Annotated in this window: 14 protein-coding genes; 7 read left to right on the forward strand and 7 right to left on the reverse strand. The window is 38.2% G+C overall.

The annotated features are described in order from the left end of the window. Window positions 1-77: 77 nt before the first annotated feature. Together ABMA72_RS06250 and aspS are read right to left on the reverse strand one after the other, a co-directional pair. The gene (locus ABMA72_RS06250; protein WP_393056545.1) at window positions 78-1,538 is read right to left on the reverse strand and encodes an SLC13 family permease; all 1,461 of its coding nucleotides are present in this window, start codon (window positions 1,536-1,538) and stop codon (window positions 78-80) included. A gap of 51 nt (window positions 1,539-1,589) precedes the next feature. Continuing rightward, the gene (aspS, locus tag ABMA72_RS06255; RefSeq protein ID WP_392857141.1) at window positions 1,590-3,380 is read right to left on the reverse strand and encodes an aspartate--tRNA ligase; all 1,791 of its coding nucleotides are present in this window, start codon (window positions 3,378-3,380) and stop codon (window positions 1,590-1,592) included. 30 nt (window positions 3,381-3,410) lie between these two features. On the opposite strand from aspS, the gene ABMA72_RS06260 reads away from it, so the two are divergent. Next, the gene (locus ABMA72_RS06260; protein WP_393056547.1) at window positions 3,411-3,935 is read left to right on the forward strand and encodes a DUF192 domain-containing protein; all 525 of its coding nucleotides are present in this window, start codon (window positions 3,411-3,413) and stop codon (window positions 3,933-3,935) included. Here ABMA72_RS06260 and ABMA72_RS06265 read toward each other — a convergent pair. From ABMA72_RS06265 to ABMA72_RS06285, 5 genes are all read right to left on the reverse strand, one after another. Further along, window positions 3,880-4,743 carry a septum formation initiator family protein gene (locus ABMA72_RS06265; RefSeq protein ID WP_393056548.1) on the reverse strand — a complete coding sequence of 288 codons (864 nt, stop codon included), beginning with the start codon at window positions 4,741-4,743 and terminating at the stop codon, window positions 3,880-3,882. The genes ABMA72_RS06260 and ABMA72_RS06265 overlap by 56 nt on opposite strands. A 155-nt stretch (window positions 4,744-4,898) precedes the next feature. Beyond that, the gene (locus tag ABMA72_RS06270; protein WP_393056550.1) at window positions 4,899-5,735 is read right to left on the reverse strand and encodes a hypothetical protein; all 837 of its coding nucleotides are present in this window, start codon (window positions 5,733-5,735) and stop codon (window positions 4,899-4,901) included. A gap of 82 nt (window positions 5,736-5,817) precedes the next feature. Then, complete coding sequence (locus ABMA72_RS06275; RefSeq protein ID WP_392857147.1) at window positions 5,818-6,042, reverse strand: YggT family protein; 225 nt, start codon at window positions 6,040-6,042, stop codon at window positions 5,818-5,820. Between the two features lie 81 nt (window positions 6,043-6,123). Then, window positions 6,124-6,420, reverse strand: coding sequence for a hypothetical protein (locus ABMA72_RS06280; protein WP_392857149.1), 297 nt, complete (start codon window positions 6,418-6,420; stop codon window positions 6,124-6,126). Then, on the reverse strand, window positions 6,417-8,756 hold the full coding sequence (locus tag ABMA72_RS06285; protein ID WP_393056552.1) for a DNA polymerase II: 2,340 nt from the start codon (window positions 8,754-8,756) through the stop codon (window positions 6,417-6,419). Before ABMA72_RS06285 ends, ABMA72_RS06280 begins: the two co-directional genes overlap by 4 nt. Window positions 8,757-8,858: 102 nt before the next feature. On the opposite strand from ABMA72_RS06285, the gene ABMA72_RS06290 reads away from it, so the two are divergent. The 6 genes from ABMA72_RS06290 to pheA all read left to right on the forward strand — a co-directional run bounded on the left by ABMA72_RS06290 (window position 8,859) and on the right by pheA (window position 13,884). Beyond that, complete coding sequence (locus ABMA72_RS06290; protein WP_392857152.1) at window positions 8,859-9,347, forward strand: hypothetical protein; 489 nt, start codon at window positions 8,859-8,861, stop codon at window positions 9,345-9,347. A gap of 76 nt (window positions 9,348-9,423) precedes the next feature. After that, window positions 9,424-9,861, forward strand: a complete 438-nt coding sequence (locus tag ABMA72_RS06295; RefSeq protein WP_392857154.1) for a 6-carboxytetrahydropterin synthase — start codon at window positions 9,424-9,426, stop codon at window positions 9,859-9,861. Between the two features lie 193 nt (window positions 9,862-10,054). After that, window positions 10,055-11,146 (forward strand): chorismate mutase, encoded by a 1,092-nt coding sequence (locus tag ABMA72_RS06300; RefSeq protein ID WP_392857156.1) that lies wholly within the window; start codon window positions 10,055-10,057, stop codon window positions 11,144-11,146. A 19-nt stretch (window positions 11,147-11,165) separates the two neighbouring features. Beyond that, window positions 11,166-12,323 carry a pyridoxal phosphate-dependent aminotransferase gene (locus tag ABMA72_RS06305; protein WP_393056554.1) on the forward strand — a complete coding sequence of 386 codons (1,158 nt, stop codon included), beginning with the start codon at window positions 11,166-11,168 and terminating at the stop codon, window positions 12,321-12,323. Next, window positions 12,323-13,054 (forward strand): prephenate dehydrogenase/arogenate dehydrogenase family protein, encoded by a 732-nt coding sequence (locus tag ABMA72_RS06310; RefSeq protein WP_393056556.1) that lies wholly within the window; start codon window positions 12,323-12,325, stop codon window positions 13,052-13,054. Before ABMA72_RS06305 ends, ABMA72_RS06310 begins: the two co-directional genes overlap by 1 nt. 8 nt (window positions 13,055-13,062) lie before the next feature. Then, window positions 13,063-13,884: a prephenate dehydratase gene (pheA, locus tag ABMA72_RS06315; RefSeq protein WP_392857161.1), complete on the forward strand. Its 822-nt coding sequence runs from the start codon at window positions 13,063-13,065 to the stop codon at window positions 13,882-13,884. Window positions 13,885-13,889 lie beyond the last annotated feature (5 nt).

Below are 13,889 nucleotides of genomic sequence, written 5' to 3' on the forward strand. Positions count from 1 at the left end.
CTCTCCTATTCGGAAAGAGCAATTAGTACGCTTAAATAATTAATGAACTAAATAAAATTAGGAAGAAAATGTCAGAGCTAAGATAGCATCACAATTAAGGCCAAACTAATAAAGGCCACAATATTGAGAATAACGCCAAAGCTAATCATACGGTTCATCGGAACGAGACCTGTTCCATAGACAATCGCATTTGGTGGTGTGGCAACTGGTAACATAAAGGCCATATTACAACTAAAGGCCACCACAAAGGCGGCAGTAATACTTGAGAAATTTGCTTGAGTTGCTGCTGCAATCAGGATTGGGACCAGAACATTGGCCGCGGCCGTATTGCTCACAAGCTCAGTGAGTAATATTGAAATTCCAACAACAAGAACAAGAAGAGCTGCAAAGCTCCAGTTGCTAAAAATACTGATCAGGTTATTTGCCACAAAATCAGCAATTCCTGTTTTAAAAAGTGTCGTTCCTAGAGAGAGACCGGAAGCGAAGAGTAATAGTGTTCCCCAATCAATCGTCTTAATATCTTCTTGATCCAATAATTTTGTACGACTATAAATTGGTGCCATAAAGAGCGTACAAGCAGCAATGATAGCAACCATTCCCGCTGTTAAATACTTTTGTACATAAATTGAAACGATATGTTCCTTACCTAATATGAGGGAGCATAAACTTGGAGCAAACCAAAAGAAAATCGTAATCGCAAAAATAACCATTAAGCGAATTTCGTTATTTGTAATTTTATTATTCTTTCCTAAGCTCATCATGAGATCATTCTTATCAACTTTCTTAATATCTTCAGTAATTTTTCTCTTTGCATAGAAGAATAAAATAATTGAAAAAAAGATTGTCAGGGGAAACCCAAACTTACACCAATCCCAAAAAGTTAAAACTTGATCTGTATGCTGCTCAAGTAGTCCCATTGTAATAAGGTTTGGAGGTGAACCAATTGGAGTGGCCATTCCACCAACCGATGCGGCATAAGCAACAATTAATAGAAAATACTGCTTCGTTGTTTCTTCTTTCACTTTAAAAGACTTAAGTAGCCCAAAACCGATTGGTAACATCATTGCAGTTGTAGCGGAATTTGAAACCCACATCGAAAATAGACAAGTGACACCAATAACGACGGCCAGAGTGCGATTGAAGTCCCCATCGATGAAGCGAGAGTTTAGAATCGTCACTGATAACTTTCGATCAAGGCCAAGCTTCTCCATGGCACGCGCTAAAAGAAAGCCTCCCATGAAGAGAAAAATGATCTGTGAACTGAAGCTACTAAAAGCTTCTTCAAAAGTAACCACACCAAAGAGAACAGTAAGTGCTACTCCCATCATGCCAGAGATAAAAAGTGGAGTACTTGAAAGGAGCCACTGAATAACCACGTAAGAGAATATCGCTAAAAACGTTTTAGCATTACTGTCGAGATTTAAATTCGAAGTATAGACAAAAAAGAAAGTGATGATGCCAAGAAATTGAAAGATTACTGACATTGTCGAGCTATGTTTCCACTCATGTAAGAATTCACGGTATAAGCTTTTAAACATAGATCAATATTCCAAAAAAAAAGGCCCTCCTAACAAGAGGGCCTTCTGCAATTATTTTAAGAAACCAAAGTGTAATTCGTCAGTCTGCTCTTTTGCAGGTACTGATGGTGCATTCGACATCATATCACTTGCTGTCGTTGTTTTTGGGAAAGCGATAACGTCACGGATATTATCAGTTCCGGCCTTAACCATAGTGATACGGTCTAGACCTAAAGCAATCCCTCCGTGTGGAGGAGTTCCGTACTTAAGTGCATTTACGAAGAATCCAAATTGACTAGAAACTTCTTCTTCACTCATTCCAAGAACTTCAAACATTCTCTCTTGAACAGCACCGTTGTGAATTCTAATTGATCCACCACCTAGCTCGTATCCGTTACAAACAAGATCGTAAGCTTGAGCAGGTAGGTCACGAAGAGTTTTATTATTTACATTAACTTCTTCATTCATGAATTTATCCATTTCACTAATCTTAGGAGAAGTGAATGGGTGGTGTTTTGCATAGAATCTTTCTTCATCTGTTTCAAAACATGGGAAATCATTTACCCATAGGAATGCATAACCATCTTTAATAAGACCAAGTTCGCGTCCTAGGTGACGACGAAGAGCATCTGCACTATCGTGTACAATTCCCTCTTGGTCAGCGAAGAATAGCCATGTTCCGTTTGCAGCATCACCATCTAAGTCTGAAAGATTAGAAAGTGAAGCAAGAACATCATCAGTGATGAATTTTGAAATACCACCAGATGCTTTCCCCTCTTCAACTTTAAAGAAGGCCACACCTTTTCCACCATGTGGCTTAACTACATCAACAAATCCATCAAGGATCTTACGTGAGAAAGTTCCCATTGAAGCTGGTACGAACATCGTCTTAACCATGCCACCACTTTCAATAGCTGATTTGAAAACACCAAATTCAGTATCTTTGAAAAGCTCTGAAACAATATGTTGTTTTAGGCCAAAGCGAACATCTGGCTTATCTGAACCATAATCTCTCATGGCATCGTTATAGTGCATAACTGGAATTTCAAAGTCAGCACCAAGCTCAAAAATATTTCTCATAAGATCTGTTGCAAGGTTTTTCATATACTCTTCAGTAGCGAATGAAACCTCAATATCGATTTGAGTAAATTCAGGCTGACGATCAGCTCTTAAGTCCTCGTCACGGAAACACTTACAGATTTGGAAGTACTTATCAGTTCCACCAATCATGAGAAGTTGTTTAAGAGTTTGTGGTGATTGTGGAAGTGCATAAACGTGACCTGGATGAACACGAGATGGAACAACATAGTCACGAGCACCTTCTGGTGTCGACTTATAAAGAATTGGCGTCTCAACTTCGATGAAGTCATTTGCGCTCATTGTATTTCTTACGTCTAGAGTGATTTTAGAACGAAGCTTTAGAATATCTTGAAGCTTCTTTGTTCTAAGGTCTAGGTAGCGATACTTAAGTTTATTATCTTCAGTTGCTTCAGTAGCACCGTATGGAAGAAATGGAATATTATTAATATCACACTCAGATAGAACTTGAAGGTCTGTTACATGAACTTCAACTTCACCTGTTGGCATATTCTTATTTAGTGCTTCTTCAGGACGGCCTGCAACTGTCCCAACAACTTTAATAACTGATTCAAGGTGGCATTTTTTAAGAAGATCAGCGTCGCCCTTGAAATTTGTGAAGTTAAGTTGAGTTACACCAAACTTATCTCGTAAATCGATAAAAGTTAGACCACCAAGGTCACGGTTCTTATTTACCCAACCGCATAGTGTTACTTCATTTCCGATGTGCTCGGCCCTTAATTCTCCTAAATTGTGAGTTCTCATCAAACCCTTAATCTGTGACATGCTAATCCTCTTGATATATAGTTTTTTGGTATGAAATTTATAACAAATTCTTCACATATTCTCAGTACATTTTTTGTATTTCTACTCTTAACGCTAAGCACACACGCCCATGCCCAATTCATTAACAAGAAGTGGAATGAGAAAATCCTAATCACACCAAAGAATAGTGAGATAAATGTCTCGTGGGCAGTGTCAGAAGAAGAGAAGCAGCAGGGCCTAAGTGGACTCAAGGCCAATAAAATGAAAAAGAACGAAGGGCTCGTCTTTGTCTATTCGAAAGAGATGCCCCTAAAGTTTTGGATGCCTGATACTCACTTTGATCTCGATATTATTTTTTTAGATAAAAACTTTAAAGTAGTAGCGATTGAAACACTTCCCCACTATCCGAGTCGCAATGAACCGCAAAAGATTCCAACGACAAAGGTTTATCAGGGTCAATTTGTATTAGAACTGCATGCCGGAATGGCAAAGAAGTATGGAATTACCAAGGGCTCCCAACTTAAATGGAAGAAAGCCCTCGATCAGAAGTTTCAGAAGTCTCTGGGAATAAAATAAGATACTCATCACGAGCAATATACCCAAGGTGATCACGCACAAGCTTCTTCTTGTAGCGGTGATTATTTCTGATTAGATCCAGCTCTTTCATTAGGCCATCATTCTCTGCTTTAAGTAATGTTACTTCATGGTAGGCCTGATCAAGTGTCGACTTCTTATCAAAGTACTCAATGACTCCACCCTGAGAAAAAACTAAACGCCCAAGTAGAAATAAGCAAAATCCCCAGCAAAGCTTCACACCCCAGTGTGTAAGCTCACCTTTCTTTTTAGACTTTGACTTTACTTTTCTCTTTGCGCTAACAGCTGTCTTTGCTTTAGCAATTGCTTTTGCAGGTGTTTGATCTGCATAATTAACAGTTGCCGGTGCAGTCGCCTTCTTTCTTAGAGGCGAAGACATTTCAATATTATCAGCTTGAGTAATTGGTTTTCTTGTTGGAGTCCCACTTGCAGAAGGAGTCGGAGTTGGTCTTGGCGCAGCTGCCGGCTTTGGAGCGGCACTTGCCTCTCGTTGAGCGCGTTGAGCACGAAGTTTTGCTAAAACAGAAGAGCCCGATTCACTAGATTCTCCCTCATCACGTGATGGAGCAGACATCGGTCTTGGTCTTGGACGAGCAGTTGCTGATGCACCAGGAGTTGGAGGTGGAGTTCCCATCGGTCTAGAAGTACCTCTAGAGGCCATCTTTGCACGATTTCTCTCAATCGCCTTTTGCATTGCTGCACTTCTTGAATTTTGCTCTGAACTACTATTAGTCTTCGATGCAGACCCTGACGCAGAAGGTCCACGATTTCTTCCTAGTGAAAACTGCAAACTTACATCCTGTTTTTTGCGAAGTATTCCTCATGAATACTTTTTTTCCCAATATCAATATTTTAATGCGTTTCAAAATTTCGCACAAGTAGTTTTCTCACGGAAAACTTATCGTGACAAAGCGCACAAAGGCATTTCGGCCGTTTTATTGACGACTAAGACAGAAGATTCTGAGTTGTTGAATAATCGAAATTTGTATTTAAAGCTTCGATATGAAGCCAAAACTTTCTGATTGTTGCCAACTCAATTAGATATAATTTTAAAGTATCGTCTAGTCCCTTAAGAATTTGAGCATCGTTATCAAGCTCTCCTTCTTCAAAAACAAGTGACAATTCTTCAAAAACTCGGTGAAAGCGATCTTTTGGTTTTATAATAAAATGCTTTTCGGAGATGCTGAATTCTAAAAGATTCATCTTCTCTTCAATGGCCTTTTCCAGACGTGTAAATAGGATACTTGCAATACAAACATCACCAATTGGTCCTAATTTCAGTCTTTCTCCACTGCCCTCAAGCTTATGGCTTTTGAAGTTAATTCTAATCGCATCATCACTTCTTTGATACCACCAGCTAAAGCCAGGGTCAGAGATATTGCAAATGAGGTCTTCCTCTAAAGGAAAGCGCTTATTAAAAATTTGATCGTAAATAACTTGAGCAAGATCTAGGTTTGATATTTCATAGTAAAGAGTTGCGGCCACTTCACTCTCATCGATTCTTAGTGACTTTAGTGTTGTCAGATCACCTGAGTTTGCCAGCTCGAATGTTTCGCTAATATTGTCCGAGATTACGCCGCGAATAGAGAATGTTGAGCTACTCTTAACGATATTGTAAACGAAGCCAGAAGTTTGTGGATATTCTGCACTCGACTCTGATTCAGACTCTAAACTATCTGAGCCAAAAAGAAATTCATTTCGAAAATCTTCATCGGCCAAAAAAGTATCTCGTGTATTTAGGTTAAAAGTCTCTTGTGTAAGAAAATCAAACTCGTTGTGCACTAACCCCTCCATAGGCAATACATATGATTATAGTTTAATAACTTTTGATACGTATTGGCAAGAATTTGAAATTACAAAGAAACTAAAAAACTGCGACAAAAATCTTTAAAAATAAAATGACAATCATTGGAGAGATATCAAATGGAATATCCATTTCAGGTAACATGCGACGAACTGGCCCGCATGTGTAGTCTGAGAGTTGCTTAATTCTGATACAAATTGGATGTGACTTATATTGAGGAATATAAGAAATAATCACATCAATGATGAGAATAAAAATATAAATATCAATTAATGTTCGAATCAAAATAGAACCCCTTTGAACTGCTCAATAGGATATATAAGAAGCGAAAAAAGTTCAAGCGATGGTAAGGAAATAAAAGTGAGTCTATTTCACGATAGTGGCTGGAAGTACCTTCCCTAGCTTATTACAAGCGATTTCGTATTTATTCTGACAAGAAAGCTCAAGATACTTTTGCGCCTTTGCATGCTCCCCGTCATCCTGATAAATATCAGATAATAAGAAACAGGCCGGGGCATTATTCTCTTGTTCACAGACATATAAATAGAGGTCGCGTTTAAAGAAAACGTAGATGATGGCCATAACAAAGAACACAGAACCCATAAAGGCCCAATTCTTTTTGTAGCTTTTTCTAGAATGTATTACTTCTTGTTGCTCGCTCATTCAAATAAACTCATTTGTGAACCCATGACAATATCGTCAAAGGAGATACCCATAAATTTTAGCACATCAGTTGCCACTGGAGACAGTTGTTTGTCAATATAGTGCTGATAATCGATATCTTTTGGCGCAAAGTCCAGTGGAACAGGCCCATGCATTGTTATTAAGTAGTCGATTTTCCTGATATTCTTATCAGGCTCCTTTTCTTGCAATAACCTTGCGGCCTTCACATGAGGAGGGTTAGACTTTGTGTACTCACTAATATCTTTAGATAACCTCTTTGAATAAATCAATTCTTTATCAAATAGGCCATTTTTAAGATCATTTACATAATTCTTAATATATTCGTTTAAAGATTCTGCATTAAAAAAGCGCTTGTAGATTTCGTATTGAAAGCTCTTTGCGGCCTTAGTCCAATCAGAACGAACAAACTCCATGCCAGAAAAATATAATTCACCATTATCAAAAATTCCGGCATAGCGTTTCTTTGCCCCCATTTCAGAACTTCGTGATTCAGGAATAAAAAGCTTCTTAAAACACTTTTCATATTCCATCTCAAGATGTGACTCAAGATCATAATCTCTTTCAATTAATTCTGTTAAATGAGTTGTTATTTTGCGTGCTAGATCTGTACCCGCCTTATCCTTTTGAGAAGTCTCTAAGAATTTTAGCTTGATAAAGACAGAGTCAGTGTCACCATAAACAACTTCATAACCAAGTGAGCGGGCATAATTCATGGACTCATTTAAAAGCCACTGGCCTGTTGAAGTTATCGAGGTTGCAAGGTCCGCATGATAGAAGCGACAGCCACCTGAGCCCATCACCCCGTAAAATGAATTCATTAGAATTTTTACGGCCTGTGATAAGTTCTTATCTTGTCTCGTTTTTGCAATTTCACGTTGCTTTAAAAGAAAGTCGATTTGTTCAGGAAGAATATGCTCCGTCTTAGAAAAGGCAACACCGTTTTTAAGAATTGTTGAATTCACATCACCTTTTAAACGAGAAAGAGGATCTATTTTAAAAGTTTTAATAATCGTTGGGTAGAGAGACTTAAAATCTAGAACCACAACGTTTTCATGTAACCCTTTAGTTCCCTCAATAACGAGTCCACCAAGAGATGCACTTTCTTTATCAATATCTAAGGTATTTCCTGCAATAAACCCTTTACGGTGAAGACGCGGTAAATAGATATGATCAAAGGCACGTGTTGAGCCAGAGAGGCGATCAATTAACATCCCACTAAGTTGTACGCGGCGATAAAGGTGATCAATAATTTCTAGCTTCTTATAAATATCAAGAACGAGGGTACAGTCGAGAATATTATATTTTGCAAGAGCATGCTTCTCTTCTAAAAAGCGCCTTGTGATCTCTTCAACCTTATCCATCCCTGTTTCAGTAATATCTTTATTCGCACCAAGCACAGCAGTAGCGACAGTATCGAGTTTAAAATTTTCAAATTGATAAAAAGCCGCTCTTAAAGTTGGTGGCCCATCAATGACTTGGCGACCAGCAATTGTTGAAAACCAACCGGCCCCCTTTCTTTCTCTCAAACGAACTTGAGAGCCATCGCGCCCAAGATTAAATTTAATACCAAATTGTTGGCACTTTCGTTCTAAGAACTTTAAGTCAAAACCAATAACGTGCCAGCCGACGATAAAGTCTGGATCGTAATTAGGAAAATCGTTAATGAATGAAATCATTAATTCTTTTTCACTACGATAGAAAGTTGTTAACTCATCATTTGAGTACTGGCCACTTTCATCAACCATATAAACTTTTTTGATATCACGATCACCTATTTGATGGATTGCAATTGAGTAGAGATCATTTCCCATACTCGTTTCAATATCTAAGGACATAATATTAAAATTAGGCGTTGGTTTTTGGGCGGACTCATGAATTCCCAAGGCCTTCATTTGTGGGTTATGAAAAACACGCATCTTGCCCATCACTTGAGCTTGCCCTTGAATAAGAACTTCACCATTAATGAATCTCTCCATCAAGAATCGCTCATTTGGTCTCACATCACTTTCATAGGTACGGATTCCATTTTTATGAAAGTGCTCTCTTGTATCCATGAGATCTTTATGACGATTAAAATAAATACCATCTAAGCTTCTGCCATTGAAAGCTTTTAGGTTTAACTTCTTTCTCTCACCTTGAAAGCTAAGATTTAAGTTGGCATCACTTTCAATAAAAAAGAGAGGACGCTCGTTTGAAATAATCACTTTAACAACATCTTCTGGCGTTTTAATCCAAAAGATAAGTTCCATATGATTGGCCTGATCAAAAACTTGATCGTGAATGATAAAACCCTGTGTGCTTATGATATTCGTCATGGACAGAGCGTAGCTTATTTAGAGCAATTTGTTAAAGAGGATTTAGCCTTTTTTAGTATTTTCTTAAGTTTAGACATTGGCAAAAGCCCCGATATGCAGGGCATGACAATAACAATCGTATTCACAGTATTCAATTTAGTTTTTTTAGTGGATTTCTTTTCGGAAAAGGATGACAAGGGCAAGAAGTATCGCTTACTGAGCTATATGTTCTTTGGTGTCTTGGCACTCTTATCCATTCAAGTTTTCCAAAACCCTGTAATGACCGTGGTATTTACAGCACTTTCACTACTGTCCTTAGGATTCGCTCTATTAAATGAGTTCTTAAATCCCCCTAAGAATTCAAAAGAAAGAGTCTACAATGGCCTAGTGAATATGCTCTTACCAGTTGCGATTTACTTTATTGCCCTAAGATGGTTTCCCTCAGCTGGAAACTTCGTGGCAGCAGAAGGAGGACAGGATATTAATCGCAATATCTTCATTATCCAAACTCTTCTGGTTCTGGGTGTAGCTTTCAAGTATTCCCCTACCCTCATCTTTACCAAAAAAGCTACCAAAGAACTTAATGAAGATATCAAAACTATCAAGTTATAGTCCCTTCTGGGACTAGATCATGTGGCCATGATTACCCGATCTATGCTAGTGTGTAGGTACTTAAACGGAGATAATTATGGCCACTTTTAAATCAACAAAACACTTCTATGGTTTCCCATGTACACATCGTCAATGGAAAGCAGATTCACACTGTCGCTTCGTTCACGGATACTCTCGCTCATTTCATTTTGAATTTGAATGTTCTGAATTAACAAAGGAAATGTGGGTTATGGACTTCGGTGATCTTAAAGATGTAAAGGCCTGGCTTGATGATATGTTCGACCACACTTTTCTTGCATCACAAGATGATCCATTTATGGATGAATTTAAAAAACTTGATGAAGCAGGTGTCGTTCAACTTCGTGTTCTGCCAAATGCAGGAATGGAAGGAACGGCAGAATTCGTTTACGAAAAAATGTCTGAACTTATTAAGAAGAAAACTGACGGCCGTGTATGGATTTCTCGTCTTGAAGTAAAAGAGAACGAAAAGAACTCGGCAATTTATATTCCATAATTCTTATAGTGGGTTCATTATATTTTGAATATCTTGGACCCATAACTTTCCCTAAGCAAATAATTCCATTTACATCAAATAAACACTGAATAAATTAAGAAAATTTAAGTCAATTTCGATGAGTTAAAGACTTGAATAGTATTGTATTGAGTAATATAAATTTATCTTAATACTTGACCAAAAAGGATGTCACATGAAAATAGCGCCACTAAACTCTTGGATTAAAATAGATGAAAAGCCTCTTGTTATCGCTGGACCATGTTCAGCAGAAAGTGAAGAGCAAGTTTATCAGATTGCAAAAGAGCTAGTTGAAAATGGCAAAGTGGACGCCTTTCGTGCTGGTATCTGGAAGCCAAGAACTCGCCCAAATACATTTGAAGGTGTAGGACTAGTTGGCCTTCCTTGGATGGAACAAGTTAGAAAAGATTTTAATATTCCTATTACAACAGAAGTTGCTAATGCTTCTCACGTTGAATTAGCTCTTAAGCACAATGTTGATATTCTTTGGATTGGAGCACGTACGACGGTTTCACCTTTTGCTGTTCAAGAAATCGCTGAGGCCCTCAAAGGTGTCGACATTCCAGTTATGGTAAAGAATCCAATCAACCTTGACCTTGCGCTTTGGATGGGTGCTATTGAAAGATTTTCAAATGTTGGCCTAGATAAACTTGCTGCAATTCACAGAGGTTTTTCAAGTGCAGAAAAGACAAAGTACAGAAATAAACCATACTGGGCCATTCCAATCGAACTTAAAAGATTAATGCCAGATCTTCCAATTATCTGTGACCCTTCACACATTGCCGGTAACAGAAATCTTATTGGAGAGGTTTGTCAGAAGGCCATGGATATGAATATGGACGGTGTGATGGTTGAAACTCATATCACTCCAGATAAAGCTTTAAGTGATGCCGCTCAACAGGTAACACCTAAGATGCTTCATGAAATTATCACTCACCTACAAGTTAGAGATGCCGTTGGACACAATGACGGATTTGAAGATGAGTTAAATAAACTTAGAAATAAAATCGATCAAATTGATAATGATATCCTTGAATTTATGCATATGCGTATGAATATCGTTAAACAAATTGGAGCACTAAAGAGTGCAAATAACGTCACTCCGCTTCAAGTAGGAAGAATGGATGCTCTAATGAATGATCGTATTGCTAAGGGAGAAAAGCTTTCACTAGATCGTCGATTTGTGGAAGAGCTTTACCATGCAATTCACACTGAGTCAGTTAGAGAACAAACTCGTATGATGAATGATTTTAAGAAAGAATCATAAAAAGTGATATAATAAAGTTATGAAAGTATCTGAAAGAGTGGAAGGAATTGCTCCGTCTGGTAGTATCCAGATTTCGGCACAAATTACAAACCTTAGAAGTCAAGGAAAGGATATCATCGGCCTAAATGTCGGTGAACCAGATTTCCTGCCCAAAGAAAGTATTCTAGAGGCCATCTATGAGGCCCTTAAGAAAGGGAAAACTAAATACTCTTCTGTAAGTGGTGAGCCAGAACTAAGGCAGGCCATTGCAAGCTACTTTAATCATCGTTGTAAAACTCAAATTGAACCTCAAAATATCCTCGTTGGAAATGGTTCAAAACAAATTATCTTCAACTCATTTCAATCAATTCTAGATGAAGGTGATGAAGTTATCGTCCCTATTCCATACTGGGTCACAATTCCAGAAAGTATCAAGCTTGCTGGAGGAAAGTCTGTCTTTGTTAACTCACAAGAAGATTTTCACCTCGATCTTGATGCCATTAAGAATGCAATTACATCAAAGACAAAAGCAATCTATATCAACACACCAAATAATCCGTCTGGTGCAGTTTATACAAGAGAAGAACTAATAAAACTTGGTGAAATGGCCATTGCACACGATTTAATTATCGTTAGTGATGAAGCCTATGAATCTCTTACTTATGATTGTGAATTCGTCTCACCTCTTATGCTTGGTAAAGAAATTGCAGATCGATCAATTTCGATTCAAAGTTTCTCAAAATCATTTTGTATGACAGGCTTTCGCGTCGGTTACATGATTGCCAAGGAGGAGTTCATTAAGAAAGTAGATAGCTTCCAAGGCCATCTATGTGGAAATATTCCACCATTTACACAATATGGTGCCATCAATGCCATTGAGCATAGTGATGAAATCATTGGCGATATGTTAGAGACAATGACTGAGCGTAAAAAACGTGCTTATGAGTTATTCTCACAAATCTTCAAAGTAACTCAACCTCAAGGGGCCTTCTACCTTTTTCTTGATATCAAACCATTTATTGAAAGAGGAATTGTGAATGACTCGGTTGAGATGGTGCAAAAGCTAATTGAAGAAGCTGGCGTTGCCCTTGTTCCTGGAAAGTTCTTTGGACAAGATGATTATATCCGCCTGGCATTTACAGATTCTGTTGAACGTATTGAACAAGCTTATGAAAATATAAAAAAGGTTCTTTGTTAATGAAAGTTGGAATAATTGGTTTCGGACGACTTGGTAAGTTAATTTCAAAATACCTAGAAGAAGATTTTACAGTTGAAATTTATGATATAAACGAAAGTGTAAAAGCAGAAGTTGAGGCCATAGGGTGTCACTTCAAACCTCTTGAAGAAGTTTGTAAAAATCCAATCGTCATTCCTTTTGTTCCAATGAATAAATTTGAATCTGTTATTGAAGAGATCGCTCCACTACTATCTAAAGATGCTCTCGTTGTTGACGTCTGTTCCGTTAAAGAGATGCCAGTTGCTGCAATGAAGAAGCATCTGCCAGAAACAGTCAGCATTCTTGCCACTCACCCAATGTTTGGGCCAGACTCAGCAGGTGAAACATTATTTGGAACTAAAATAGCTGTTTGCCCTGTTCGCATCGAAGATAAATACTATCAAAAGATTTGTGCCTTTATGCGCTTTCATGGAATCAAGGTAATAGAGACAACAGCGGCCGAGCACGATAAACAGATCTCCCACTCTCTTCTACTCACTCACATGATTGGAAGAACGCTAATGGATATGGATGCGAAAAAACTTCCGATCGACACAAAAGGTTACCGTAGACTTTTAAAAATTTTAAAGACTGTCGAAAATGACTCATGGGAATTATTCGCAGATATGAATGAGCATAATCAATATGCTAAACAAACTCGTGAAGACTTCCTAGAATCGTTTAATAAAGTTATCAAAAGGCTTGAAGATTGAATAAAGGAATGAAGGTAGCATTTCAAGGCACCAAAGGTTCTTACTCAGAAGAAGCACTCTATAAATATTTTGGCAAGGAAGTTGAGGCCGTGGGCATTGCCCTAAGTGAAGACGTATGTAGCGCCCTTGAAAATGAGGAAGTCGCTTGTGCCATCTTACCTATCGAAAATAGCATCGTCGGAAACGTCGATATCAATATGGATTTAATTTTTAAACATGACTTCTTTGCCATTGGCGAACTCTACCTAGAAATTAACCATTGCCTTATGGCCAATCAGGGTGTTGATGTAGCGGATATCAAGGCCGTCTACTCACACCCGATTGCCTTGGCCCAATGTCATGGCTTCTTTAAGAAAGAAAGCCTAAAACCAGTTGCCGAGTTTGATACTGCGGGCTCTGCCAAAATCATCTCTGAATCAAAATCTGAAAATGAAGCCTGCGTTGGTTCACGCCTTTGCGCTGACTACTACGGCCTCAATATCATTCAGGAAAAGATTCAAGATGAAGCAGACAACTTCACTCGCTTCCTTATTTTCGTTAAAGAAAAGAATATCCCAACGGGAATTGGAAAAGAGAAAACAAGTATCGCCTTCACAACAAAGCACCATCCTGGAGCACTTCTAGGCTGCCTACAAGTTTTCGCTGACTACAGCATCAACTTAACGAAGCTTGAGTCACGCCCAATCCCTCATCAACCATTTAAGTATATCTTCTACGTTGATTTCATGGGTGCCCTTCACAATGACAAGGTTCAAGAATGCCTTAAAGAGTTAAAGCGCGACGCCAATGACATTAAGATCCTTGGAAGTTATCCTGCTGGACAATTCTAAGTTCT

This window comes from Halobacteriovorax sp. CON-3, from assembly GCF_043196995.1.
Classification (GTDB): Bacteria; Bdellovibrionota; Bacteriovoracia; order Bacteriovoracales; family Bacteriovoracaceae; genus Halobacteriovorax_A.

Bases quoted from the DNA above. Each gene is read 5' to 3' on its own strand.
- ABMA72_RS06310 (WP_393056556.1), top strand. From the start codon at position 12,323: ATGAAAGTTGGAATAATTGGTTTCGGACGACTTGGTAAGTTAATTTCA.
- ABMA72_RS06280 (WP_392857149.1), bottom strand. From the start codon at position 6,420: ATGAGCGAGCAACAAGAAGTAATACATTCTAGAAAAAGCTACAAAAAG.
- ABMA72_RS06250 (WP_393056545.1), bottom strand. From the start codon at position 1,538: ATGTTTAAAAGCTTATACCGTGAATTCTTACATGAGTGGAAACATAGC.
- ABMA72_RS06300 (WP_392857156.1), top strand. From the start codon at position 10,055: ATGAAAATAGCGCCACTAAACTCTTGGATTAAAATAGATGAAAAGCCT.
- aspS (WP_392857141.1), bottom strand. From the start codon at position 3,380: ATGTCACAGATTAAGGGTTTGATGAGAACTCACAATTTAGGAGAATTA.
- ABMA72_RS06305 (WP_393056554.1), top strand. From the start codon at position 11,166: ATGAAAGTATCTGAAAGAGTGGAAGGAATTGCTCCGTCTGGTAGTATC.
- ABMA72_RS06295 (WP_392857154.1), top strand. From the start codon at position 9,424: ATGGCCACTTTTAAATCAACAAAACACTTCTATGGTTTCCCATGTACA.
- ABMA72_RS06260 (WP_393056547.1), top strand. From the start codon at position 3,411: ATGAAATTTATAACAAATTCTTCACATATTCTCAGTACATTTTTTGTA.
- pheA (WP_392857161.1), top strand. From the start codon at position 13,063: ATGAAGGTAGCATTTCAAGGCACCAAAGGTTCTTACTCAGAAGAAGCA.
- ABMA72_RS06285 (WP_393056552.1), bottom strand. From the start codon at position 8,756: ATGACGAATATCATAAGCACACAGGGTTTTATCATTCACGATCAAGTT.
- ABMA72_RS06290 (WP_392857152.1), top strand. From the start codon at position 8,859: ATGACAATAACAATCGTATTCACAGTATTCAATTTAGTTTTTTTAGTG.